Below are 25,659 nucleotides of genomic sequence, written 5' to 3'. Positions count from 1 at the left end.
AGGCCCCGACACGCATCTGGATGGAGTTCCCCCGCATCCTGATCCGGGTGCGGGGCCGTGGTTTTCGGAAATTACGCGAAGACGACGGGCCGCACCGGGCTAATGGTGACGGTAATAGTGGTGGTGGTAATGGCGCCGCCGAAGCCAGGCACGCTCACTCGGCCGCCCAGGGGCGTTTGCGAGGTCATGGCGGGGGACTGCGGGCTGTTCATGGCCCTCAAGAGACAACAGCACCGATCAGGCTGTCAAGTGCTGCGATGCAAAAACCCAATTGAAGGCAACTTCGCCGAAGCGGCAGGTAAAAGTTGCAAATGTCACCAGCCGCGAACGTCGCGCATCTCACGCCCAAGCAGCGGTCAATGCCTCGCACAACGTAGGGCAGTCGTCTGACCGGACCTTACGCGGGGGCGACTGCCATTCCATTCGAAAGCACCAGTCAAAGCCGGCTTTCGCTGCCTGACTGCGCGGAAACCTTCAGGCTGGATCGGTTGCAGGCGTCGCCGGACGGTGTGCCGCCGCGCTCCACGCAACCCCGGCAATCAGGCACAGCGCGGCGATCACCTCGACCGCAACCGGCCAGCGCTGCTGCCAGACAAAGCCATAGAGCAGCCCAAACAAGGTCTCGAACACGATCATCTGGCCGCCCAGGGTCAATGGCAGGGCGCGGCTGGCGCGGTTCCAGCAGGCATTGCCCAGGATCGAGGCGAACACCGCCACCGCCGCCGCCATCATCCAGAAACCGGTCCACTCGCGGCCCGTATGCCCGGCCCCGCCATCGGCGAAGGCGATGGGCGCCAGCAGCAAGGCCAATCCGCCAGTCGCCACGCCGGTCAGCAATGACCAGTCATGCCCGGATACCTCCGGCACCCTGGCCAACCAGCGGGTATTGCCTACCGAATAGGCAGTCCAGGACAGCAGCGCGCCCACACCGCACAACAGGCCGATCAGGCGCTGCGTGGTGCTGGCCTGTACATGTGAGGAGACGATGGCCTCGTAGCCCATCAGCACCACGCCGGCCACGCACAAGGCCAATGCCGGTGCCAGCCGTGACAACGGCACCGCACCTGGCTCACGCGCCCCCACCACCGCCACCAACACCGGCACCATGCCGACGATCAACGCAGCAGCGCCGCCCCCGCTCCACTGCACGCAGATGGACAACATGACGAAATAGAGCAGATTGCCCAGCAGGCTCAACCAGGTCAGCGCGGTCCATTCGGCCTTGCCTATACGCACGCGCAGCGCCGGCCAGCGCGGCACCAGCAGGATCACCGCCACCAGGCCATAAATAAGGTAACGCGCCGCAGCCAGCTGCATCGGCGAGAAATCGGCCAGCACCGCCGGCGCCAGGAACACCAGCCCCCACAGCGCACCGGAAGCAATGCCATTGCCGATACCGAACCACATCCGATCTTTCATCAACCCACCCGCTGTTCCGATACCGCACCAGCATCCATGTGCCGGCCGGGCCTGTATTGTCCCAAACTACGCGGCGATGGGCTGAAACTACGCATCGAACCGACGACGGTACTGCCCCGGCGTGGTGCCCAGCGAACGGCGCATGGCACGGCTCAAGGCGGCTTGATCGGAAAAACCGGACTGCTGGGCAATCTGCGCCAGTGACTGACTGCCGGCAGCCAATTGCCGCTGGGCGAACCGCAGCCGCTGCTGCAGCAACCATTGCCCGGGGGTAAGCCCATACTCGCGCTTGAATACGCCGTGCAAGGCGGTCAAGCCGATACCGGCCACCTGCGCCATGCGTACCAATGGCCAAGGCTGACCGGGCGCATCCAGAATCTGCGCGTACAGGCGCTGCAATCCAGCTGCGTGCGGCACCACCGCCACGGGTTCGGCAAACAGGGCGTCCAGCAACAACGGCAGCGCATGCTGTGCCAGCGCCGTGCTCACCGCTGCCTGCGACCCGGTTCGTATTTCAACAAATTCAAGCAAGCTGCGGGCAGCGGCGGAAACCTGCAGGAACGGACGTTGCCACCCCCGCTCCAACTGTGACCGGTCCAACAAGGCACTGTCGCAGTCGACCACCAGAAACCGGTTGCGCCCGTCGCCGGCCTGCACATGGCAGGCACCCGGGACGACCAGGGCCCCATGCAGCGCGTCCAGACGGCCGCCGCGCCCTTCGATTTCCAGCTCCAGGCTGCCGTGCACCGGCAGTACCAGCTGCAGGTGATCGTGGCTGTGCGAGTGACCCGCAGGGCCATAGCTGCGAAAACTGAGGGTTTCAGCGCACTGCATCGGCATCAATACCGGGGGTGGCTGGCGCGTGCAGCGGTGCCGCAGACTGCGCCGAAAGATGGTGACCCCGACACGATTCGAACGTGCGACCTGTCCCTTAGGAGGGAAAACCACGTTATCCTCAAACCTAAGCCCTGCAAGGCTTTAGGCGCGAAAGGTAGCATCGCTGTGGCGCTCTTGTGGCGAGCGGCCTGAAATGGTGACCCCGGCTGGGTTCGAACCAGCAACCTCGTCCTTAGGAGGGACGCGCGCTATCCAATTGTGCCACGGGGCCTTGCAGCAGTTGCCCGTTAAGGATACAGGGGTTGGACTCGTGAGCAAAGAGAAGAAGGTCGTCAAGAAGGGCAGAATCAAGTCGTTTTCCGGTGCCCTGCCCTCAGGGATCAAGCCCTCCCAGGCCGTGAGCCTTGCGGCTGGCGTGACGTTGCGGATCGATGGCCAACTGCGGTGGGAGGCCCGAATCAGGCGCTCCCTGGACGGCCAGGCCCTCAAATTCCCCCTCAAACGCTACCCAGTCGATCCCAAGGCCAAGGTCGGGACCGAGCACCATATCGATACGGCAAGGCTCATGGCCGAAGCCTACGTGAGCCGTGAACACGCCTCCCTCGAGCTCCGGCAGACCCCTTTCGCCAACACGGCCGACGCCTGGACGTTTGGAGACCTCCTGCGGCGCTATGTGGATGAGATCGATTCGGGTGTGATCAAACACTCTTCTGTGAAGACTGACCGGTCGAACATCATGTTGTTTTTGGGCACCGGCAAGGGCTTGGGGCTGCACAAGACAGGCATGCCGCTGCTCAGCAGCAAGCTCGCCAAGGACCTCACGAGTGACGATTTCCTGGGCAAGCACCCAACCTCTTTCGTCAATCTCTACGTAAAAGTCCTGAAAGACGGGTCCGTTCGCGAAATTGTGCCGGGAAGCAAGAAGCGCGCCTTGACCACAATCCAAACGATCTTTAAGCATGCCTATGACGCCTGGAAGATCGATATCCGCTCACCTATTGCCACACTCAAATCCCTGAATCAAGACGATTCACGATCCAGGACCCTCACAGAAGACGAGTGGAACTCGATCATTGATCGCTTGGAAAAAGGACGAACAGATCCGGCAACCATTGATGTCATCCGTTTCGCCCGCTTTACTGCGGCTCGACGCTCTGAGTGCATTAAGCTTGATTGGTCAGACATCAACTTTAAAAACAAGACCGCACGACTGCGCGGAACAAAGGCCAATGATGGCAAATATGTTGAACGGACAATTCCGCTCAACAAAGATGCACTGAGCCTTTTGGAAGAGCGGCATAAGTCGTCATCAGAAAAAAGAGGTCCGGTCTTCGTATCAAGTCGCGGCAAAAGGTCTCGGCCAGACACGATAACCCAGGCTTGGGACCGGGCACGTTCGGACGTCGCAACTAGCCAAGACAACCCCGACATCTTGACCGCGCGAATTCACGATCTTCGTCATACCCGCATCACCGAACTTGGCCACTATCTCAACCCAGCAGAAGCGGCGAAGATCTCTGGGCACAAAGACTTGAAAATGTTCATGCGCTACTTCAATCCCGATCCCGTAGAACTCGGGAAGAAGATCGATGAGCTCGAAAGCCGGGGAGATGTTGAGACCAGCATCCAGGAAGTGGTTCGATCCCTGCTTCTTTTGAGCAGTGAAGATATGACTGCCGCTATCTCTCTCGCCTTCAATGCACGCATGAAAAGCAAATAAGTTCGAAGTTACACCAGCTCTTAAAGCCGCCAGCCAATGGCGGCTTTTTTACGCCTGAATCCTTGACATCGCGCGGCCTCGGCTTATTTGTGATTAACACTCAAATAAAACTGGAGATCCAATGCGCAAACTGCTTTTTAGCTTACTCATGCTCCTTGCACCAACAACTGCCCTTGCTGCTCAAGAACCTTATTGGTCAAAACTCACTTCATCGAATTTCCTGGTGAGCCCGAGCACTGCCCATGTTCGAATTTTTGATCAGGGTTCAAGTGGCGTCATCTTCGGATCTTCAACTCCTGCTTCCTATGGAGATGTTGTCTCCGATAGCATCTCGATCCAATCCGAAACACAGAGATCAACGAAGAAGCCACGTGGACGCATCTATCGATTCTTCCATCCTGGCCAAGAACGGATCTGGAAAGGTGTTCATCCTGATCTCAGAGAAAAGATCGAAGCAATCCAAGATGTCATGAAAGCGGAAGGGTTTGATCTGAGACCAGTGGAGGGTTATCGGAGTCCCGAGCGTCAAACCACCCTACTCGCTTCTGCATCGGGCGTCACCAGTGTTGGCGCATGGTCGAGTTGTCACAACTATGGCTTAGCCCTAGATGCCGCTGTCTACGTAGGTGGAAAGCCGAGCTGGAATTTGAGAGATCCGCACGTCATTGCAGGCTATGAGCGGTTCGGCGAGCTGGCGGAAATTCTCGGTTTAAATTGGGGCGGCCGGTGGACCTCTCCCAAAGACTATCCGCACGTTGAGATGAAAGCCGAGTGTGGTCAGTCCAAATTGGCAAAGCGCCACGGCCAACCTCTACCCAAGTTCACCGCGAACGCTGGCGAACCATCATCTCTAATTCTTGAACGAGCGCTGATTTCGACTTGGTGCCCGATAGGATTGGAAGCCACCTGCATCGCTATGGGTAAAGAAAGATTTGCTTTGTGGGGCTGGACAGTTCAGAGCCAAAGCAGAGCATGCATATCTAGATCAGATCTTTATCTTTACGCTTTTTCCTAACCATATTTTAGATCATAGAGCCGCACATTGTTGCGGCTTTTTTATTGATCAATCCTTGACATTGCGTGGACCTCCGTTATTTGTGAAGAACACTCAAAACATTCGGAGATCCAATGAAATATCTATTGTTAAGCGCAGCTCTAGCGCTCTGTCCATTTACATCAAATGCAATGCAAGTCTCGCCCCTGGCTCAAACCATCAACCCGAGCAAAAACAATGGCTCGTTGACTGTTGCCAACACGTCGAATGAAAAGAAGGAATACCAGATCCAAGCATATAAATGGATCTTGGTGGATGGAAAGCAGAGCCGCACACCTGTTGACGCTATCCGTTTCGCTCCAAGCTCGTTCTACCTTGACGGCGGCAAATCTCAAGTAGTCCGCTTCATCAACAGCGAAACATCCAGTGCTGAGCTTGCTTATCGCGTCGTCGTCAAAGAGAAGAACGTCAAGAAGCTGGAGACGACTGGGGTTGAGCCCGTCTTCAACATGAACTTCCCCATTTTTTGGCGAGCATCTGATCGAGCCACAGTGACCGCAAAGTCTTCTGGATCAACCATTGTTCTTCGCAATGCAAGCCCGATTACTGCCCAGATCGCGAACCTCAACTATGGCAGCCATCGTCGTGATGGTCTGGTCGGCTACTTGCTCCCGGGCGAAGAAATGATCATCTCCAAGGGCAACGCGACATCAGTCAGAGCGCTGATCAATGGCGTCGCTACTGAGCTAGTGATTGAGTAATGGCCTGGCGCGCCTTTGCGCTAGCCCCTCTTCTTTGGTGTTCGAATTCATATGGTGCTGAGAGCATCTATGCCATTGCGATCAACGGCAAAACCGTCGATGAGGCACTTCTAGCGACAACAACCGAAGACGGCGATTTGCTCGTGCCATCAGACAAGCTCAAAAGCTACGGCCTGGTCGGCGACTTCGCCTCTATCCAAAGTATGAAAGCACTCGGTGTCGGGGTGGAAGTGAACGGTGAGAAGCAGCTCGTCGCTCTCACCGTGCCTGGCAAATATTTCAAGCCTCAGGTCGTGGGATCAGCGGACGCGCTTGTAGAGGCAGACCCCGCACCGAAGGGCATCTTGATCAACCAAGATCTCGCCGTCATCCGCTCATCCAGAGGCGACTGGGCAGCATCTTGGGGCTATGACATGCGAACAGGTCTCGCAGGTGGTGTGCTGATCAACACGGGGCAACTGAACGTTCAACCGGGTGGTTCTACCAACACACGGGGACTCACGACATGGACCAAGGACTACATCATGAAGGGACTCTCGGTGGAGATCGGGGATGTCTTTACGCCTACGCTAGGCATCACGTCCACGTCGAATTTGCTGGGCTTCAAAGTCGGCACGGAGCGCGAGCTTAGGGGCGATCTCTACCCCGTCCCAGTCATCGCCGGCATCGCGGATAGCCGGACAACTGCGGAGATCTATCTCAACAATGAGAGGCAACGCCAGCTCAACCTCGACCAAGGGCCCTACTCCATCGAACAGGGATCAATGCTCAATGGCTTGAACTCATCGTCAGTCGTGCTGAGAGACCAGTTTGGCCGCGAGCAGATCATCCAGAGTGACTTCTATTTTACCAACCGTGCCCTGCGTCCTGGAGCGTCCGAATGGTCACTGACTGGCGGCATGAGCCGCTATGGATCCATTGGCAACGACTACCGAGATCTTGCGCTCGTGGGCTTCTACCGCAGGGGCGTCAGCTCATTCCTTACGCTCGGTTCCTCTGCACAAATGATGGGGCAGAACGCGAACCTGGGGCTGGATGCAACTGTCGTCCTCGGGACCGCTGGTGCCCTCACCCTAAGCAGTCTGGCAAGCCAATCAGGTGGGCAAAACGCCCTGTCTTACTCCGCTGGATACAGCTTCCAGACCCGTAACTGGTCGGTCAATGCTCAGACTCGGAAGCGGGCCCCGGACAGCTGGCAGCTCAGTGATCAATGGCGCGGAGGATCAGTCATCACCAAAAGCAACTTGGCGAGCCTTTCATACACCCATCGCCCGTTCCAAGTTGGATTGTCCTGGTCTTCGAATACCTACTCAACGGGAGCTCAGAACGAACGCCTGAGCCTCACCGGACGCTACTCCGGTGCCAAGAGCACGCTGAGCGCCCAGCTCTATCGTGATCGAGATGAGAGCGGCTTCTATGTGTTCTACACCCGCCAGTTCGGCACCCGGCAGCGAGGGAGCGTCTCTTTCAGTGATGAGCACAGAAGCGTGGCGCTCAACGGCCGAGCTGGAAAGATTAATTATGGATTGGGGACGTCTGACACGGGCTCTTACGCCAATGCCGGGCTCGACACCCGCGCAGGACGCTTCCAAGCACAGTCCACGATGCGCGATGGTCAAACGAGCCTGTCAGGCCGGTATGAAGGCTCAGTCTGGCTGGGCGAAGGTGGCGCACTTATCGGCCGCACTCTCAATCGCTCCTTTGCTCTCGTCGAAGTTGCTAACACCACTAACGCAAAGCTCAACGCCAACGGGTCAAGACAAGTCACGAATAAGCGTGGATACGCATTGTTCCCCCTGTCCGCATATCGAACATCGAACGTTGGTCTAGACGTAAGCTCCCTGCCCCTCGATGCCCAGGTCAACGAGCGCACACAGACAACGACGCCGCCACGGTTGTTCGGAAGCAAAGTGACCTTCCCAATCTCTTACACCAAACCGCTAGAACTGCGAGCGATGTTCCAAGGGAAAATCGTGCGTGGTTCAGGGGTCGCGGTCGCAGACGACTTGGAAGTTCCAATCGCTGATGACGGCCGAATATTCCTTCCCACCTACAAACCTGGCAGAAGCATCACGATCAAAACAGATAGCGTCACTTGCAGCGGTGTCCTTCCCATCGATAAGGACGATAAAGATCTTGAAGAAATTGAGTGCGAATGACTTGCGCAAATTTAAATTCGCCTTAACTTCGACTGGATCCTAAGCAATTCCGCTTATCAATGAAGGAGATCAATCGATGTTAAAAAGTAAAATCACTGTCGCGACCGGCTTAGCGTTTGGATTAGCGATGGCAGCTGCAAATCCGGCTTTTGCTGCGACTGACACACAGACAATGAACGTCACTGCCGTTCAAGCAGCGATCTGCACCATGGCTATCCCGCAGGATGTTTTCATGCAGCTCGGCGATAAAGACGAGGGAAGCGTCCTGGTCGCGCTCTCTGCGGTCCAGGATTTGACTGTCACCTGCAACAAAGATCTCCCCTACACCGTTGAAATGGATACAGCGGATGCATCTGGCAACTTCGCGATGACTGACGCTGCGACTTCAAAAGAGATCAAGGCACGCGCAAGCTTTGGCTTGACGGGCCCGTCGAACTGGCAACCTTTTAGCACTACCGCAAACAACGCGGCATTGAGCTCCGTTGGGACTGGCGCAGAACAAGTGTTTAGCACTCGCATCACTGTCAACACGGACGCGACATATGCAGCTGTTGGCACTTACACAGCAGAACGTCAAATCACGATCTCTTACTAAGATCGCCGCGCATAAAATAAAGCCGCCTTCGGGCGGTTTTTTTGTGATCAACGTCTTGCGCTTTAGATTTTTTCTGTTTTGTTGAAGGCAACTCAACGAAACGGAGATCCAGTGTTTAAATTATTTATCCCACTACTTGCCCTTTTATCGACACCAGCCTTTGCAACAGTGATCACAACTGTCGATCCCCAGGCATTCAATGCGGCCGTCAAGCCAACAGTGTCTTTCCAGAACGGCGTTTGCACGGTCGAAGGCGCACTGATAGTTGCTAACGAACTCGTCTCTGATGCGCATATCGTCATTCGAGCAAATCAGGGAACGTCTCCCGTCGCGGAAGCACGCACAGGCAGAGACGGGCGCTACACCGCGACCTTTGCATCAAAGAAAGGAGGGAGCTTCCAAGAAGTCGTGATCTCCAAGCCAGACAAAGTCGGGAAGATCAGCGCAGTGCCTGGCCCCACGTTTGTTTGTGGGGTGAAGCAATGAATGCCTTACGAAAACTCTCACTCGCGCTGTCGTTCGCACTTGCAGCCTTCGCCCATCCGGCCATGGCTGACACAGTCGGCGATCAGATCTACATCAAAGGGACTGAGGCAGCTACTTGCGCTCAGAACGCCTATGCAGGGTGCTTGGTGCTCGGAAACGGTGCAACCGCCTGGGTCGGTGCCTGGACCCTAGGAAATGGCATGGAGACTGGGACCGCAACAGTCATCGGCAACAGATCAAGCAACACTTATGGCGGGGTTGCCATCGGCGACACATCGTCCTCTAGCTATGGTGGAACAGCCATCGGCAACTTCTCCCAAGCAACGACTACCGCCGTAGCCATTGGATTCAATGCTAACGCTTCGACGCTTTCGAGCATTGCCATCGGATCTGGTGCGGTCGCAAACGGCAGCATGTTTGGCTCAGCGATTGCCGTTGGCGGACAAGCAACAGGGGCCCGCACAATCGCTATTGGCGGCGAAGCGTCCTCCCAAAATGCTGTCTCCCTAGGCCACGGTTCCACAGACGGGGGTGCCAATACCGTTTCTGTGGGTGACAGCAGCTTGCGTCGCCGAATCGTCAATGTTGCAGCCGGTCAGGGTGCAAATGATGCAGTGATCGTGAGCCAGATTGTCCCACTTGCTGCGTCTCTGGGGGGCGGAGCGAGCTTCACGAATGGCGCTTTCACCGCTCCAAGCTACGCTCTTTCGACCGGCACTTATACAACTGTCGGAGCTGCCTTGACCGCCCTGGACAACAAGCCAAGCAGTGGATCGGCCTCACCATATTTCAAGGCGACATCCCCTGTCTCTGATGGTTCAGACACCACACAAGCCACAGGTCAGTCGGTCGTAGCAGCAGGTCCCGGGGCCAAGGCAACCGGCACATACAACACTGTAATTGGCGCAGACAGCGCGGCTTCGCTCTATGGATCGACAGTCGTCGGCAGTCTCAGTTCAGCGGGTGATTCTGCTTTTGCGGGCGGACATCAAACCGTTGCTGGTGATTCGTCAGTGGCTTTGGGTGCATACGCAAAGGCCGGACAGGACTGCATTGCCATTGGCTACGGTGCATTGTGCACTGAGTCAATGACCGCGAGCTTTGGCAGCGCGGCTGGTCAGCCCGTTCGCTTGACGAACATCGCGAGCGGCCAGGATGAGACTGACGCGGTCAACATGGGTCAGCTCAACAGCGTCTCCGTTCAAGTCACCAACACCCAAAACGCTCTCTCTTCGACCACCAGCTATTTGGGTGGCGGTGCCAACTACAACGCGGTCACGAACACCATCACAGCTCCAAGCTTCAACTTCCTGAGCGGTGCGAGCTACAACACGGTTGGCGATGCGCTGGCAGATCTGGATGGTCGGGTGACGGGCTTGGAGAACGCACCTGGTGGCGGTGGATCCAACACTCCTGGACCGCAGGGCGAGAAAGGTGACGTGGGAGCGCAAGGCCCTAAAGGCGATAAGGGCGATCCAGGTCAAGATGGGAAAAACGGCTCGGCCAATGTGGCAGCTGGCAAGAACATCGAAGTTCAGACTCAGGCAGATGGGAGCACCTCTGTGAGCCTCTCAGATCAAGTCGAGCTGAGCGATCACGGATCGATCAAGGTAGCCAAGACCATCATCAACGGTGATGGAATCAACGCTGGTGGCAACCGGGTAACCGGGGTGGGCAACGGCTCGATCTCCCAGGGATCAACAGACGCGGTCAATGGCGGTCAGCTCTATGACATGCAGCAACAGTGGTCAGATCGTTGGGAAGACACCACACGGCGCGTTGGCAATCTGGAACGTGAGGTCAAGATCCAGGGAGCTCAGTCCGCAGCATTCGCTTCAATGATGGGTGCACAGACTTCTGGCGTCATCGGTGAAGTCCATGCCACTGCTGGCGTTGGATTCTATGGCAACAAAGCTGCTGTGGCGGTGGGTTGGAAGGCCCGCGTGAGTGAGAGGGTCAACTTGTCGGCAGGCTTCTCCAAAGGAATGGGTGGCGGATCCATGCAGGGTGGTATTGGCATCTCAGTCAACCTCGGCCGCTAATAATTGTTCAAACCTGGGGAGATCCGATCTCCTTCTTCCCAGGCGGGGGCTCCCTTTTTGAGTGAGGGGGCCCCCATCTTTTTTCCTCAGAAGCATTGACAACAGCCCAGATCACCTTTGACTGAGGACTACTCAATAACAAAGGAGACCTCGATGAAGCTGTATCTATTATTTCTACCACTGGCGCTTGCCATCTTTTTCAACGCTGAAACCGTAAAAGACAGCAATCAGCTCAAATTTCAAAGCGGCCCATCTCCCAAAATAATTGAACAGATGAAACGCGATCTGCCGAGACTCAGATTACAAACGAAGCAAGCTTTTGAAGAGAGCTTGATTGTCAGCGATTACGCCGAAAAGCACCCCGAGAATTTATTGTGTGCCAGTGCGTCGCTCGATAGCAAACGTCTGGCGAGAGAGGCAGCTGCTGACTACTTCCTGGCTAGTGCATATTTCGAGGGGGCCGCTGATAGGCTAGCCAAGCTCAGGCACGGGTTTGCTAACTCACAGCGATCTATTGATGTCTCACGGACGTGCAGAGGGGCAAACAGTCCTGACAACTATTTCACCACAGGCCGCAAATAGGATTGCTGCTTTTGTGTTCTAGCTGCGGTCAAATGCTACTTCGCCACCCTCAGCACAGCTCTCGGCCAACGCACCGTGATTGAGAGAACGGCGAGAGTAAACCAGCACGCCATTGACGTGGACTTCCGAAAACGCCCTGACAGAGCTCTGCACCAGCCCTAGGCAAAGCTTCGCCTGGACTGCAGTCGCGGTGATTCGGAAGCCCTGCCCTGCATTGAGGGTTGAAAGCTCGATGTTGCCAAGGGTCCGAGAGTGAAGACCTTGGCCGTCTACCCAGGCTGACGGTGCCAACTTGCGCTCAACGGCGCTTGCTGCATTGACGCTTTGGTAGCGCCCTTCTGCGACAGCGAAGTCCGCAGCGATGGCGTCAGCCAATTGGGTAAGATTTGCCGCTTCTTGTTGGATCCTTGTGCCAACGGATGTAGGACCGAAGGCCATCCAGGCACCTACACTGGCTATCGCAGCAAGGCCAACGACAAGGCTGAGCTCGACGAGTGCAAAGCCTCGAGACCTCATTGCTTGGCCTTTACTCGCTCTGCCACCAAGATCTTCTTCAAGCGCGTCAAGCACAGAGCCAGTGCAAGGGCAGCTGATGCCATGTATGTAGAGAGTTGGAAGGGCGAAGCTCCATAGCTCGGCCAAAGGATCAGCATTGAAACGAAGCTCGCCACAACGGCTGCGAGCAAAAGTGGATTTGGAATTTTTTTCATGACGATCTCCTCTGATGGGTCTTTTCATCAAAAGCCAGATCATTCGTTTGTCAATCATTGGGCAAAAAAAACCGCCCGAAGGCGGCTGAAATGAAGCACGGATCTATTAGATGAAATGAGGATACTCAAAAATAAAGCCACCATCAGGATTTGTGAACTCACAGCCTTCCACAAAATGACTGACACGATGCTTCCCGAGTTGTTTTCCGTCAGGCGAAGTTCGCACTTTTTCGACCGCGTCGTTGAGCATTTCGGCAAAAGCCTTGTCATCAAGCCCACGGAATTGGGACTCATCGCGACGAAGGTCTTCAATGACGTCCTTCATGACACTCATCGTCGCTGCGTAGTTCTCAACGAACCCCTGCATCCGAGCAGTCTCGCACTTGGACTTCAAGAGCGCCTTCTTCGTGACTTCAAGCTCGCTCGTTGCGTTGCCCAGATTGATCCCAAGCTGCACGTTCTCGAACTGTGCAGTGCGTGCCTGTCCTCGATACTCTCGTGCTCGGTCGGCTTGGTGGGCGACCTGGTCACCATGAATGCTATTGAGTCCCTGATCCACAGCTTGTTTGTTTTGCTGGCTCAAGATGTTGGAGAACTTGGTAAGAAGGCTCATGTCGATTCCTTTGACCAGGCCAACCCCGGCAAGGCCATGCTGCACCATATCTAGAGCAGAATCAACGTGTTAGTGCCACCCGGGCTTGTCTTTTCCGACGAGCGGTCAAACGTGCCACGAAATCGGAATTGACCTTCAATTTTTGCCCCAGCTGCTGACCCAGCTGCTCAAACTCGCCTTTCAGGTCGGGCTGCTTCACCCGCATGGGCTTCTTCACCTCAATGGCGTTCTCTTTGAGCCGTTGCTGCCCAAGCTTCCCTTTGATCTGTTCTAAGCTCATAGAGTCGGCGAACAGCGTGTAGCTGCCTTTGGTCAGCCGGGTAAAGGCCACCAAAGCGCTCTGGTTGTCGGTCATTCCAGCATGTCCGAGATGGAAGATGTCAGTCTTGCCCTGCCCCTGGGCCTTATGGATTGTTGAGCAATAGGACAGATCAAGAGCACTGTATTCATGCGAGTCAAAGCGGATCGTCTTCGTGACCCCGTTGCGCTCGATCTCAACGCCAAGGCTCACCCCGCCCGCACTGCCTTGCTTGATGCTTTTCACTATCCCTTTCGTTCCGTTGATGACATCCAGGCCTTCATCTTTGACGTTGAAGATGACCTGATCACCCCGGCTCAACGTAAGGTCACGAAACACCTTATTTTTGCCAATAGATCGGAACGTGCAGTCCTCTTTGTCTACCTGACCACGTGCCTTCAATTCCTGCCGAACCCGTCGATTGAGATCCTGCATATCTTCGTTCGAGTGAGCAAGAATGAGACGCTCTTGGGTAGGTGCAGAACTGTTGAAATAGGCTTTGATACAAGCCTTTTTGGCTTGCTCAGCAGTTGCCCACTCGTCTACCTGGCCGTTGTCTGCAAGCGCTTGAAAGATCTTCTTGCTCTTCTCAATGATGTCACCGCGTGACTGCACTTTGTCTGCGTTTCGGACCTTGCCATCAGCGCCGTAGTTGTAGAAAAGCCCTGCTGTATGTCGGTCCTGTGCGTTCTTCTGACGGCGGATCTCCGTGAGCTTTGCGTCGCCAATTGCCTCTTTTGCAATGGACATGCCCGAGCCCGCACCCACCGGTTGGATTTGCTCCTGGTCACCCTGCAAGATGAGCTTTGCTCCTGCTTTTTGGCAATAGGCCATCAGGTCCCGAGTCTGGCGGCTGTCCACCATTCCTGCCTCGTCCAGGACGACGACGTGCTTATCCGTCAGTTTGAGCTTGGACTTGCCCAAATCACTGATCAGCTTGGCAACGCTAGTGCACACAAGGCCCGATTCCTGGTGAAGCTTTTCGGCCGCCTCGTTCGAAACACAGGCTCCAAGCACGGTGCGCCCATCGGCTTTGAAGGCCTCTGCATAGATCTGGCTCACTGTTGTCTTTCCTGTTCCAGCAAGCCCGGAGAGCACGCCCACGCCCCCTGTATTGATGGTGAGGTGCTCAACTGCCTCACGCTGCTCTGGACTGATCTGGAAGCCTTTTGCGGCTTCGAAGGCTTGGATGGCGTCGTTAAGCTTATCGAGCGGCATGTGCTGGGAGATCTCGCCCTCGCGACTCAAAGTCTTATGGAGGATCTCCTGCTCCATCGACACCATCCAGGGTGCTGCAAAGCGCTGCTCTGTATGCCGGCGAGCTAAGGTTGAGCCCATGTCGTCCGTGTGGATTCGCTCAGGGCAGACACGCACAAGATTGTTGCGCTGTATGAAGTCCGGCACCATGGCGTCCAGCTGAATTGAGTCGATCATTCCCGAGTTAGCCTGTCCCAACCGAAAACGGAGCTCTTTTTCATCAAAGATTGCTTCGTTCTCGTGGAGAAGCTCCAAGATCTCTTCGTCAGTAGCAGGGACGAACTCCCTGGTGATCTCCTGCCGCTTGATCTCAGTAACGGTCGTCAGAAGCTCGGGGTGCTGCTTCTTCAACTCAATAGCATCCTGTTTCCAGGCTTCAACCAGCTCAAGGAAAGTGGGTTCATCCTTGTGCTTGCGTGTTGCAAGAGACGCTTGCTGCATCGTCCCGCCATTTTCTTGCTGATGTTTCAAGATGTCTTCGCGACGACTTGACCAGAGCTTTGAAAGCCGTTCTGTGCCAGGAATCTCCCATGTGCGAACACCCGTCTTCTCGCCCAGGGCATTGACCTCGACGTGCTGTTCAATCTTGCAACCCAAGGCTTTCAAGCCCGCAGCGAGCTCGTTCTTGTAGATCTCATCAGCCGCTTTGCGATGAGCGAAAATCTCGTAGCTATCGTATGTGCCCCACTTCCCATCGACCCCCTTCGCAACGGCATACGCAAGCGCATGGGTGTGAATCTGAGGGTCCAGATTCCTTGAACTTAGATGCTGATGAAAAGAGACGATCAATCCATCGACTGGGATGACAGTCTTGCCACCTTGATCACGCCGGGTCTCGACCTTGCTTTCGATGTAGACAAAGGCCCGCTCGACAGCCCTACGTTGAACTTCCAGTATCTTCTCTCGCTCATCCTGATCTGCCAGAGCAAACACGGTAGACAATGACTTTGGCGCACTAAACGTCAGCTCATAACCAACACGATGACCGCCCTGCTCAATCATGACCTGGTTGCCATCCTCGTCCCAGAGCGGAGCACCCTTCGCATCGAACTTTGGCTTTAGGACCGGCTTTTCGCCAGCATTCTGGCAAAGCGGTTCATGAGTGAAAGGATGAAATCCGTCGCATAGAGAGAGCATATGCTTACCATCCACAGCAACGCCAGCGAGCTTCATTTTATGCGCGAGCTTTCCGCCCCAATATGACGCCGAGATCTCTTGAGTCTCGCCGTTGTAGTAGCGAATCAAGCCTTCGGTAGCGAGCAGGTATTCAACGACTGCCTTGCCGTCTTTGTTCCTGCCTTGCGCTGTAAGTGCGGTGATTGGAATCAAGTCTGATCTCCTCTAATGTGATGTGATCAGTCAAAGGCATTCAGAGCAAACGTCAAGATCAAAGGACATGGTTGGGTGTGGATGCTTTGCATCATTCTCGAAAGAACTGATCGATCTCTTCTTTCGTCATCCCCACCCGCTTTGGCTGAGCGCTAAGAGATGCAGCCTGGGTAGGTCCGGGAATGGCTAGGTTGTTGCGCTGGTGAGGTTGAGTCATCCATCGCGCTGGAACTTGACCTGGGCGCTTGGTCCTCATGACGACACCGGGGAAGTCTAGGAGTAGTGGGTCACCCCCCATCTGGACAATTGCCTTCACCCCAAATCCATGCGGGCCATATTGCTTGCCTTTGCGCGGGCCAAGGCGGTCCGTAAGCTCACCCGGGCTGACCAGCGCCCTGCTCTCTTCGTGCACTGCGGCCTTCTCGTCATGCGTTCGATACGCAACACGATGCTTGCCAAGTTGCTGAGCGGCCTTCTCTCTTGTCTCACCGATCTGCAACTGACAGATGATGTGGGTGCCGACCATAGACGACATCGTTTCGGCGAACTTATCGCCATAGACCTGGGCTACTTGGGCGATGTTCTTATAGCACCCTATGAAGACCACTCCTTTGCTTCGGCCTTTGTCAATCAATGGACCGATGTTGATCTTGCCAGCCGATGCCAACTCATCGAACACGAAACCGATGAAGCGATCCTTCTCCGCATCTGGGAGCTTGGGCGAGATGATTTCAGGGACGGCAAGGTTGACCAGAGCACTGATGTAAGCCTTCGTCATGGCCTCCTCTGGGCCGCTTTGCACGATGACTTGCTTACGCCCCTTATAGCCGTCCTGCGCCCATTCGGTGATAGCAAAGCGGCGGCTCTCTTTGCGCACGGGCCAGGCCATTGCCAAGTCGTCGATCAGCTTCGTTTGAGCTACGAGCGTGGCAAGCAATGAAGCGGTGGTCTGGCTCTCAGTGTTCTCCACTAAGCTTGCCGCTGTGGCGAAATGTTGTTGGATCATGGGAAGCATCGCCTCTGCGGACTGGTTCTTTAGCGATGCGAGATCGGCCCATGTCCACACGCCGGGCGTTTCCACTTGAAGGGATCGGATAGCGGCGACGAGCAGCTGCCTTGCTGCCATCGACCAGAAATCACCATTTTTTTGATCAGGGCTTGTAGGGATGAGGATCTCTGCAAGCATTGCGGCTTGCAGTGGGTAGCGGCAGTCAGCGGCTATGTCCCAATAGTAGGAGCGCTCATCGAAAGGGCAAACGATGATCGGCTTCCTGAAATAGCTCGTGAAGTCGCCTTTGGTGTCGTAGAGGAACAGCTTGTGATCCGCCCGGATGATCTGCTCAATGATCGGCAACAAGATCTGCGTCTTGCCGCTTCCCACCGAGCCCTGTAAGAGCGTGTGCCTCGACCAATGGGACTTGGGTAGGTGCAGCTCCGGATGGAGCTTCAAGCTCATCCTGGCCATCCATCCCCCCTAATTTGCTTTGGCGTCATCGAGCGGCGATGTGCCTCTCTGATCGCTGCTTTTCCATCTAGCAATCTTGGGCCGGACACATGCCAAGTGTTGGACCGGGGTTCCAGCGCCTTTGCACCTACCCAGGTTGCTACTGCCAAGCTCACAAATAGCGAGGGACCAACCCGGACCCACACCTTCCAAGGCTCCCAAAGGAAGCTGGTGTAAGCATGAGCGGCATTGGGGAAGAGCGAGCCAAGAGAAAGCCAATGCAAGAGGGCAGCGGGTGCCCCCAAGAGGTCAAATGACAGGCTCGGGCTCAGTGGGCTACCTGGAAGCTGCCAGGTGAGCCACGTGAGGCCTGGATAGGCAGTTAGGAACAAGATCAGGAATAGGGCTACGCCATGGTCAACCCGGCGAACGGGCTGGCTAGGCGGAATGGAGGTCGGGACCTTGCCGAACGCGTTGTAGACCAATGCCTTCATAGACGCCTGGAAACTTGTGGCTGCACCAACACATGCAAAGTCGATCGTTCAAGAGCGGCTCGATCATTGCTTGCAGCCAACGACCTGACATCGTCAGCAGTGATCAACGGTGACCCTGCCAGACTCTCGCAATTCAGTAAGGCGGCGACGAGATCCGCATTCCCGGAGGAGACATCGAGGCTATCGATCTTTGACAGGCAGAGCAGTAGGTCCCCAACAACATCCGCGTCATACTCGTGCTCTAGCGAACGCGCTATGGAGTAATACCGCATGAGTAGTTGCAAGTAGCTGCCTTGCTCAGTCAAAAATTCGGGATTGGCACCATCAACGACCAGATCCCTCATTTCACGGAACAACCAGGACTCAGGGCCCTGATGCTGGGATTTGGCAGCCATTTCGGCTAACTCGATGTCCTTTTCTTCGGGGTCTAGCTCCGGGCAGCACATTGACAGCTTTTCAGCGAGCTCCCCAACGACAAGCGCCCTCTCGGGCCCACGCCAGCTCACCTGCCTCGAACCGCACATGAAGTCGATCAGCCCTTCGTCATAGTCATGACGAAGGATCCCAAAGCCGTCCCAGATGGACACCCTACTCGCATCAATCAATCTACTAAGGATGTTCCTCATAAGCGCACCGGCTTATGAACAAGACTTACCTTAGGCGTATTTCTTTGTAGTGCGCCCCTCTGATCTAGAAGTCGATCTATACGGTCTATTTCATGGCGCTTCTTGCTCTCAAGTTCTTCCTGGGCAATATCTAGATCACATTTCCAAGAATTGCAGCCCGAACTTGATCGCACGGGCCTCTTAAGATCACGAGCGATGTCACGCACCTCCCGCAACAAATGATTTACCCTAAATCCCTGCATCGCCATCGGAGTATGGGCAAGCGGTGGCAGCGGCGGAGCAGCCAAGTCGACTTTGATAAGCTCATAATTGGCTTCGTCAATGTATATTTCATCAACAAGACAAAACGACAGACCACTACTGCTGAACGAATGACTGATCAATATTGGCTTCTTGCTCATAAACGAACTCCAATCTTGGTCAGCGCGACATATGCCGAAGTTTGATCAAGCAACACGCGGTCGATCAATGAGACAATGTGATTACTCTCGTGATCAATCTGACCAGCGCGGATGTTCTGATGGACAGGAAGGATCATTGCCTTAGCTGCATCAGCAGATGCGACCGCACCGAGCGAGAAAGCAGCAAGCACAAGGTCTGGGATGTTCTCGCTTGCGTCTTTCCAGCGCCAATATCGGCCTTCGGCGGTGAGAACATCCAAGAGATTGCGCCCGTTGCTCAGCTGTGCATTTGGATCAGCGCCAAACATCAGAAGACCATGCAAGTGATCGACGTAGCTGGAAGCTTCATAGCGATGATCACCAATCCATTCGCTGGGATGATCAAGCATCGAAAGGTTGTGGAGGAAGATGCAAGTGATGTCATCAACGGCAGGGGGACTATCAGACCTACCCAAGCACACTGAATTCGCCACTTCAAAGAGCTTTTGTTGCCAAGGATTAGAACAGGCAATCATCCTGACAAGGTCACGCTGCATGATTGGCAAGCGTTCGATAGCATTGATCATTTGTGCATCTCCGATTTTTTTTGAGTAAAATCAGTCAAAGGCAGATGCAACTAAAGTCAAGAGATGGAGGTATAAGAAAAAGGCCCCGTAGGGCCTATTTTTACATGGACTGTGTTTTAGACTTTTGCTCCCAGGGCTTATCTGACTGAGTCAGCGTTGGCTTGGCGGTGAACTTATCCATCTCGCCCTCGACAGGAACGCGTCCCTTCTCACGCATGAATGCATTGAATTTCTCTTCGTGTTGCTTCTCTTCGTCAATGCCATCTCGGTTGATGAACTGCTTCTGATAGCCGTCGTTGTTCTGACTGCGTGACACGCGCTCCGCGTTCAGCGTTTGCGCATGTATGATTTGTTCAATTTGGTCAGAGCGATAGACCGACAGCTTGCTTTGGAATTCAACCTGGCTAACCGTTGATTTCAATAACTCAGGATCCGAACTCTTAGACAGTGAAGTGAGTTCAGTTTTCAGAGCATCGCCCGCTTGTGAAGTGATCTTGTGCTCTTCTTGCTTAAATGACTTGACCTGATCAGTCATTGTGGCCTGTGGACCAGGATTGTTCTGGTAGAACTCGTTGCGCCTCTTTTGTGCTTCTGCAAAACTTGTCATGAATGGTCTCCATAATTGGGGTAAAACCAACATAAGGCAGTTTGGGATCTTGTAAAGCAATTAGCCCCGATTGCTCGGGGCTAATTCTATGGAGACTGAGCAATCAGGCCCTACTGTTCTCTCTCATGAAATCCTCCACTTGATCTGCCTCTAGTCCTCCGACCTCACAGATCTCTGTTCGCGTCGAACCGGCGCGCGACACGACGATCAATGCCTGGCCCTGGAACAGCGTGTTGGCAAAGTCGTCATCGTCCATCACCCAGGACAACTCAGTGCCCTGCACTGTTTCAAGATCGAAGTTCTTGATTCGTGCAACGTCTTCAAAGCGGTGGGCCGCATCCTTAACATCGATTTGCCGGGGAGCGGAGTGGACATAGGAGTTCTGTATCGCGCCGACTCCTTTCTCTCTCAACTTCTGCATGAAGACAGCATCGGGATGTTCGGGATCGACCAGGGCGCTATTGGCGTAGCGCTGGAGCATAGCCTGGTTGTTGATCCCCACTGACGCGGTCTTGTAGGGCGTGAGCCTAGCTTTGCCCAGCATTTCTTGGAAATACTTGTAGGTGCTATGAGAACTCTCGTTCTGCATAAGAACTTTGGTAGCGAAGAGCTCGAATAAGTTGTGCGCCCCGTGTTCACTGAAATTGGCGAGGAAGGAGCTGATGTTCTGAGTCAAGAAAACGAAGTAGCAACCCAAGCTTCGCGCCATTGCGATCAAGTCACGCTCCGCTTCACCGATCACAGACTGAGCCTCATCGATGAAGTTGAAGACAGGGTTGTGCCCTTCAAGGTCAGCCCAATTGACAGGGCGATTTTTGATCAGGTTGTAAACGCGCATCCGCACGATGTCCGCTGTGATCTGTCCACCCACGCCATGGACCATGGTTGGCAAGTTGACACCGATCCAGAGCTTTTCGGTCAATACACCTTGGAAGTCGATGCCTGTCTCGGTGTCGGCCCACAGAACTCCATCCGCGTTTTTGAGATGTCGCCCACGGAAGACGTCGTTCAAGGCGTTGTCGATGTTCGAAGTGATGCTGGTGCGGGTTTCAGGTGCCATCACTGCCCAGGTGTTTGCGAAATACGAGACTGACCCTTTGATCTGGTTGGCTGCATCCGCCACATTTAGATAGCCAGATTTTTCAATGAAGTCGAACGCGCCCCGGAACTCTTCGTGGAGCTCGAAACCTTTTTCCGTTTGCTTGATCTGATTGACCACGTTTAAGAAGCGCTGGATCTGACCAATTGTCCAATAACACGAGCGCGGCTGTTTCAAAGATGCTTCCAACTTGCGGATATTTGCATTGGTCTCAGCAATCGCATTTCTTGCATGCTTTAATCGCTCTTGATCATCTTCCAACTCCGCAAGTTGCTCAATTGCAGTGAACTTGATCAATTGCTGTTCTTCGTCTGAGATCAATAGTGCCGTGTTTGTGCGAACAAACTTCTCAGCTTCGCATGCCGCTTCAACAATCATGGCAACGTGCTCTAAGACGATGAAACCCATGCTTGTCCAGAAGCTGCTCTCGTCCTCCGACATTTTGCCTTTGCGCTTCAACTCTCTGAACGCTTGGACCAACTGTTGAGCGTTCATTCCTTGGCTTAGAGATAGGTTGATGCCAGGCTCAATCACGATATCCATCAAGCTCATTACTTCTCGAACGAGCACGTTTTTTCCGTCACCCACAATGGCCCCGGCCCATTTCGTCAACTTCACCAAGGCCATGATCTTTCGAAGCCAGAAGGTCTTGCCGCCACCAGACTTGCCGATCACCAGGATGTGCTGAGAGGTGTCCTTTAGAGAAGCCACAAGCATTTTTCCTGGGACTGGCGCAAAACGATACATCTTGTTGAACAAGAAGCCAGTGGCTTTTCCCAGTGGGATGAGCGGCGACTTATCGTTAAGCGCACGCAATGCCTGGGCGATCCACTGCTTCTTCATCATTCCGCGAGCAGTCTTCTCATGACGTCCGATTGTGAAGTGATTGCTGTTTGACGATGTCTCAGACGTGCGAGTTTCACGCTCAATCTGTGTGTAGCGAATGCAATACAAATTCGGCACTGCAAATATAAAGATCAAGCTCAATGGTGCGGGAAGAAGCGAAACAGCCACGGCATAGACAACGAATGAGACTTCGACCTTCAACGCTCTCGCGAATAGGTCGAGTGATTTCTCATGCTTGGTTCCCTGCTTGCTGCTGAAATAGCAGCAAGCAAATGTGAGGGTAACGACAACCAAGAACGCTATTCCCATCGGAATCAAACCCGGCCCGAACAGGAGACTTCTTAAGGCTGCCACGCGCTCATCGCCCAACGATTGGATGCCAACAAATAGTGGTCCGACCAGCAAACAGAAGAAAGAACCAATGGCATGAGAGGCTGACTTGTCAACACGAATAGCTTTTAGATATGGCACTGCTGCAAGAAGAGCCAGGTATCCATAAGCTCCGAAGAAACGACTAAGAATGAAGGCTACGCAAGCGATAACGGGAAGCGCTGCGAACATCAATGGCATCGCTGAGGAGACGGATCCAGTGATCGTGTCTTGAGGTAGCACTACGCCGTCCATCGGCTTGCCAGAGCGCGTGATCTTAGAATTTTCAAAGCGAACGATCATGTCGTCAGTGGCGTCAGGCATCCACGGTTCAAGATCCTTCGAATGCTTCAAATCATCGCTTACGTGCCAGGACCCATCAGGGAATTGAATCGCCCCATATGCTTCTACAATGGCCTGATCTTCTTCATTGACATCTACCAGGATGTTGCTTGGGACTTTAACGAAGTCATCGAATGCGCCGACCACTTCATGAATTTCTTCATTGGTGCGCTCTTGTATTGACGCTTCAACATCAACAAATCGCTTCAACCCCGGAATTTTTCCGAGAACGCTCAGAACTTGGAATATGGTGGGCATCATAGTTCACCCGCCTTTTCCATAACTTCTTGGCACTTCGGATTTACATCTGATCCAGTCTCGATTGATTTCTGATACTGCGCTTTGCACGCCGCATATGAAGGTGATAGACCGACCGCGCTACCTACCTTGCTTCCGAGAGAACCCAGGCCCATCATCATCATGAAAGCAAATAGCATTGCAGTGATGAGGGCTGTGCTAAGCAAGCACGCATAGACACCGACATAGCTGGCCTCGACTCGTCGACGTATGTCGGCTCTTTGACAGTCTCGTCCCCATCCCGACTGAGTCATGACCCCGTCCAGCGGGTAGCGGTCTTTGTGGAAGTAGTAGTAGGTGCGAATCACATCGGGGTGCAACGGACCCAGACCCTTGCTTTCAACGCTTCCGATAAGCAACCTTCCATGAAGGTGCATCCAGCGCGAGCCGTCTGCGCTCTTGACCTTTGTTCTGAATTGACGGAATAGACTTTCGAACACACTGATCTCCTGTTTTTTTGAGTGGTAGATCAGCAATAAGCCAAAAAGCAAAAAGCGCAACACGAAGGCTGCGCTTTTTTTATTTTAATTGTTCTGCGAAGTGATCGAGATCATTGTTAGCTTTGTCTACCCAATCACTTCCCTTTGTATTGGGTTGTTCAATCTGTTGTCGCATCTCTGAACGTTTTTTGGGTGCGCGAACAATCGCAATGGGTGCAGGTGATCGGTCTACCTTCTGGAGCTTCGGTTCAACCGACTTGGCTGCTCCTCGACACTGGGCGTCACAGACATCTCATGCACAGGCTCTATGACCTGGGCGGGCTCAGATGCTTTGGGCGCTTCCTGGACCTGAGGTGCTGGCGCAACAGGCAGTGGGGAAGGCACATCGACCTGGTGCAGCTCAGGGGTCTTCTCGCTCTCGTGCTGAGTCCAGAACCATACACCTGCTCCTGAAAGAGCGGTGAAGACTGCTATGGAAGCCAGGATCTTGAAAGTGGGCTTCGATAGCGCTTGGGGATTGGCAACGTCTGTGTTCTCGATGGCCGGGTTTTGCTCTTCCCGATCAAGCTCAGCATCCTGGATCCGATTAACCTCTTCGTGCTCTGTTCGCTTCGCATCTTGTGCTTGCCTCCAAGCATCTGCCTTTGCTTTGGCACGCTGCGCTTGTTCCTGAGCAAGCTTGGCAGTCTTGGCCGCAAGCTCTTTGGCAAATCCGCTCGTGGCTTGTGCAGTTGCCTTGGCCGCGACCTGGGTCTTTTCCAAGCGCTGATCCATCTTCCGATCTTGAACTTGCTGCAAGTTTAGAGGAGTTGGAAAAGATGACCCGTCTTCTTTTTCAGCTTTAAGCTTTGCAGCTTTTTCCAATAATTTTCTTCGCTCGTAATCACTGATACTCATCTTGATCTCCTTTTGAGATAAGAAGAGCCCCGAAGGGCTCCACTTATTTCAGCTCCGGCAGTGGAGAGACTAAGATGCGGTGAGTCGGAACTTTGCCGCACTGGTTGTCGAGCTTGTGCTTAGTCAAAGCATTGCGTCCGTTCAACTCGCCGACAACAGCCAAGCACCCTGCTCCACCTTCGGTTCGAACAGTCAGCTCATTTTTTGAAGACTTCAAGATCGTGCCGAGCTTATCGAAGAAGGCTTTGGTCTTGTCGTCAGGCTTGACCACCGATGCGGGGTCATACTCGATCACTAGGCCTTGGAATTTTTCCGTAGCCTTCCCATCAGCAGAGGTCTCGGTCTTCACGCCCACTGTTGCTTTCATGCCTGCCAGGCGAGCTGCATCTGCGGCTTCTCTGGCTCGTGCGAGCTCTTGCTTGTAAGCAAAGCCTCCACCGATCAATCCGCCCGCCGCACATCCTTTCAGCGCACCGTCTTTGCCTGCGAAAATGGCCCCGAGCGCCCCACCCGCTGCACAGCCAATTCCTGCACCTTTAGCGACTGTGCCTTTGTTGATCGGAGATGCGCTTCCACCGGCAAGTTGGTCGATGGTGGCGCATCCAGTGAGCGAGGCAGCAAGCATTGCGATCATCGTTAATTTTAGTTTGTTCATTTATATCTCCTTTGTTAGTTAGGGTTGTTATTAGTTTTGGTGACGCCTTGACTCTGCATCCAATTCAATATTTCTCGGCTCGACCTCACTGCCGGCATCGCTTTTTCTTGGATCGGCTCACCGTTCAATGCATCTGAAAGATTGCGAACAAAGGCCTTAGTCAGATCAGTGCTTCGTTCGATGTGCCGCTCGGATGCCTCGTTCATTGCCTGGACTCCTGCACTTAGATCTGCAAGAAGTTCTCTACGAACCTCTGTTAGTCGCTTTTCCTCGCGACCAGCAAAGCTCCTAAGCTCTTGCATTGTTTTTTCATGGAGCTCGTTGAACAGTTGATCGTTCAACAGTCCATCGACAGCTAGTCGCACCAACTCATTGACGCTTGTTCTTTTCCGAATTGCCATTGCGCTGAGTGATCTCAATTGATCACTCTCAAGTAATACATTTCTTTTGATCAGCTTCATAAATTCTCCGTTTGGCATAAATTGACCGTAAGGCGATTCCGTGAATTGGCAAGGGGTCTGCTTAAAATTATTTAGCGAAAGATGCTGCGGTGAATCGAAGGCGTTAAAAAAGCCCCTCACCGGGGGCTTCTTTTAATCCTTGCGCTGAAAAGCTCTCAGAGGCTCTACACAGGGCGCGCGGGGGTCAGCGCGGAACACCCCAAGGTGCGTCATGTGTATGATCTAGACTTGTGAAAATGACGATGCCTTTGCCGTTCCGCTAGCCGACGCTTCTGCTCTTTCTTTTCGCTCCTGCTCTTTCTTTTCGCTCCTG

General features: G+C 54.1%; 23 protein-coding genes and 1 tRNA gene. 8 read left to right on the top strand and 16 right to left on the bottom strand.

All coding sequences use genetic code 11. The features are described from left to right. Positions 1-474: 474 nt before the first annotated feature. The 3 genes from BCV67_RS18000 to BCV67_RS17990 form a co-directional block, all read right to left on the bottom strand. Positions 475-1,419, bottom strand: a complete 945-nt coding sequence (locus tag BCV67_RS18000; protein WP_062167791.1) for a DMT family transporter — start codon at positions 1,417-1,419, stop codon at positions 475-477. Between the two features lie 87 nt (positions 1,420-1,506). After that, positions 1,507-2,253 carry a helix-turn-helix domain-containing protein gene (locus BCV67_RS17995; protein WP_065868170.1) on the bottom strand — a complete coding sequence of 249 codons (747 nt, stop codon included), beginning with the start codon at positions 2,251-2,253 and terminating at the stop codon, positions 1,507-1,509. Positions 2,254-2,450: 197 nt separating this feature from the next. Then, positions 2,451-2,527: transfer RNA gene (locus BCV67_RS17990), tRNA-Arg, on the bottom strand. A 39-nt stretch (positions 2,528-2,566) separates the two neighbouring features. Here BCV67_RS17990 and BCV67_RS17985 point away from each other — a divergent pair. From BCV67_RS17985 to BCV67_RS17960, 8 genes are all read left to right on the top strand, one after another. Continuing rightward, a complete protein-coding gene (locus BCV67_RS17985) occupies positions 2,567-3,976 on the top strand; it encodes an integrase (RefSeq protein ID WP_062167794.1) in 1,410 nt (469 codons plus the stop codon). Between the two features lie 121 nt (positions 3,977-4,097). Beyond that, positions 4,098-4,991 carry a M15 family metallopeptidase gene (locus BCV67_RS19795; RefSeq protein ID WP_082746554.1) on the top strand — a complete coding sequence of 298 codons (894 nt, stop codon included), beginning with the start codon at positions 4,098-4,100 and terminating at the stop codon, positions 4,989-4,991. A gap of 113 nt (positions 4,992-5,104) precedes the next feature. After that, positions 5,105-5,731, top strand: coding sequence for a fimbria/pilus periplasmic chaperone (locus BCV67_RS17980; protein ID WP_082746555.1), 627 nt, complete (start codon positions 5,105-5,107; stop codon positions 5,729-5,731). Continuing rightward, positions 5,731-7,890 (top strand): fimbria/pilus outer membrane usher protein, encoded by a 2,160-nt coding sequence (locus BCV67_RS17975; protein ID WP_062167796.1) that lies wholly within the window; start codon positions 5,731-5,733, stop codon positions 7,888-7,890. The genes BCV67_RS17980 and BCV67_RS17975 overlap by 1 nt, the downstream gene beginning before the upstream one ends. A gap of 76 nt (positions 7,891-7,966) precedes the next feature. Then, on the top strand, positions 7,967-8,485 hold the full coding sequence (locus BCV67_RS17970; RefSeq protein ID WP_156455814.1) for a hypothetical protein: 519 nt from the start codon (positions 7,967-7,969) through the stop codon (positions 8,483-8,485). A 111-nt stretch (positions 8,486-8,596) separates the two neighbouring features. Then, a complete protein-coding gene (locus BCV67_RS20265; RefSeq protein WP_156455815.1) occupies positions 8,597-8,971 on the top strand; it encodes a hypothetical protein in 375 nt (124 codons plus the stop codon). Beyond that, positions 8,968-11,013 carry a YadA-like family protein gene (locus BCV67_RS19790; RefSeq protein WP_082746556.1) on the top strand — a complete coding sequence of 682 codons (2,046 nt, stop codon included), beginning with the start codon at positions 8,968-8,970 and terminating at the stop codon, positions 11,011-11,013. The genes BCV67_RS20265 and BCV67_RS19790 overlap by 4 nt, the downstream gene beginning before the upstream one ends. Positions 11,014-11,166: 153 nt before the next feature. Then, positions 11,167-11,595: a hypothetical protein gene (locus tag BCV67_RS17960; RefSeq protein WP_065868169.1), complete on the top strand. Its 429-nt coding sequence runs from the start codon at positions 11,167-11,169 to the stop codon at positions 11,593-11,595. Positions 11,596-11,613: 18 nt separating this feature from the next. Here BCV67_RS17960 and BCV67_RS17955 read toward each other — a convergent pair whose 3' ends face one another. From BCV67_RS17955 to BCV67_RS20245, 13 genes are all read right to left on the bottom strand, one after another. After that, positions 11,614-12,363, bottom strand: coding sequence for a type II secretion system protein (locus BCV67_RS17955; protein ID WP_156455816.1), 750 nt, complete (start codon positions 12,361-12,363; stop codon positions 11,614-11,616). A 48-nt stretch (positions 12,364-12,411) separates the two neighbouring features. Beyond that, positions 12,412-12,918: a hypothetical protein gene (locus tag BCV67_RS17950; RefSeq protein ID WP_156455817.1), complete on the bottom strand. Its 507-nt coding sequence runs from the start codon at positions 12,916-12,918 to the stop codon at positions 12,412-12,414. Between the two features lie 61 nt (positions 12,919-12,979). After that, complete coding sequence (gene mobF, locus BCV67_RS17945) at positions 12,980-15,802, bottom strand: MobF family relaxase (RefSeq protein ID WP_062167805.1); 2,823 nt, start codon at positions 15,800-15,802, stop codon at positions 12,980-12,982. Between the two features lie 91 nt (positions 15,803-15,893). Continuing rightward, positions 15,894-17,258 (bottom strand): type IV secretion system DNA-binding domain-containing protein, encoded by a 1,365-nt coding sequence (locus BCV67_RS17940; RefSeq protein ID WP_231732365.1) that lies wholly within the window; start codon positions 17,256-17,258, stop codon positions 15,894-15,896. A gap of 478 nt (positions 17,259-17,736) precedes the next feature. After that, positions 17,737-18,327, bottom strand: coding sequence for a hypothetical protein (locus BCV67_RS17935; RefSeq protein WP_156455818.1), 591 nt, complete (start codon positions 18,325-18,327; stop codon positions 17,737-17,739). Between the two features lie 35 nt (positions 18,328-18,362). Beyond that, positions 18,363-18,767: a hypothetical protein gene (locus tag BCV67_RS20260; protein ID WP_156455819.1), complete on the bottom strand. Its 405-nt coding sequence runs from the start codon at positions 18,765-18,767 to the stop codon at positions 18,363-18,365. After that, complete coding sequence (locus tag BCV67_RS20255; RefSeq protein ID WP_156455820.1) at positions 18,764-19,333, bottom strand: hypothetical protein; 570 nt, start codon at positions 19,331-19,333, stop codon at positions 18,764-18,766. The genes BCV67_RS20260 and BCV67_RS20255 overlap by 4 nt, the downstream gene beginning before the upstream one ends. Before the next feature lie 100 nt (positions 19,334-19,433). Beyond that, a complete protein-coding gene (locus tag BCV67_RS17925; RefSeq protein ID WP_065868168.1) occupies positions 19,434-19,940 on the bottom strand; it encodes a hypothetical protein in 507 nt (168 codons plus the stop codon). 103 nt (positions 19,941-20,043) lie between these two features. Next, positions 20,044-22,854 carry a type IV secretion system DNA-binding domain-containing protein gene (locus BCV67_RS17920; RefSeq protein ID WP_172837762.1) on the bottom strand — a complete coding sequence of 937 codons (2,811 nt, stop codon included), beginning with the start codon at positions 22,852-22,854 and terminating at the stop codon, positions 20,044-20,046. Then, complete coding sequence (locus BCV67_RS17910) at positions 22,854-23,396, bottom strand: hypothetical protein (RefSeq protein WP_062167816.1); 543 nt, start codon at positions 23,394-23,396, stop codon at positions 22,854-22,856. Before BCV67_RS17910 ends, BCV67_RS17920 begins: the two co-directional genes overlap by 1 nt. A gap of 165 nt (positions 23,397-23,561) precedes the next feature. Then, positions 23,562-24,230, bottom strand: a complete 669-nt coding sequence (locus tag BCV67_RS17905; RefSeq protein WP_156455821.1) for a hypothetical protein — start codon at positions 24,228-24,230, stop codon at positions 23,562-23,564. Between the two features lie 43 nt (positions 24,231-24,273). After that, complete coding sequence (locus BCV67_RS20250; protein WP_156455822.1) at positions 24,274-24,885, bottom strand: hypothetical protein; 612 nt, start codon at positions 24,883-24,885, stop codon at positions 24,274-24,276. 14 nt (positions 24,886-24,899) lie between these two features. Continuing rightward, complete coding sequence (locus tag BCV67_RS20245; RefSeq protein WP_156455823.1) at positions 24,900-25,346, bottom strand: hypothetical protein; 447 nt, start codon at positions 25,344-25,346, stop codon at positions 24,900-24,902. Positions 25,347-25,659: the final 313 nt, after the last annotated feature.

This window comes from Stenotrophomonas nitritireducens (genome assembly GCF_001700965.1).
In the GTDB taxonomy this organism is placed as follows: Bacteria; Pseudomonadota; Gammaproteobacteria; order Xanthomonadales; family Xanthomonadaceae; genus Stenotrophomonas; species Stenotrophomonas nitritireducens_A.
This window is presented reverse-complemented; position numbering and strand designations above follow the sequence as displayed.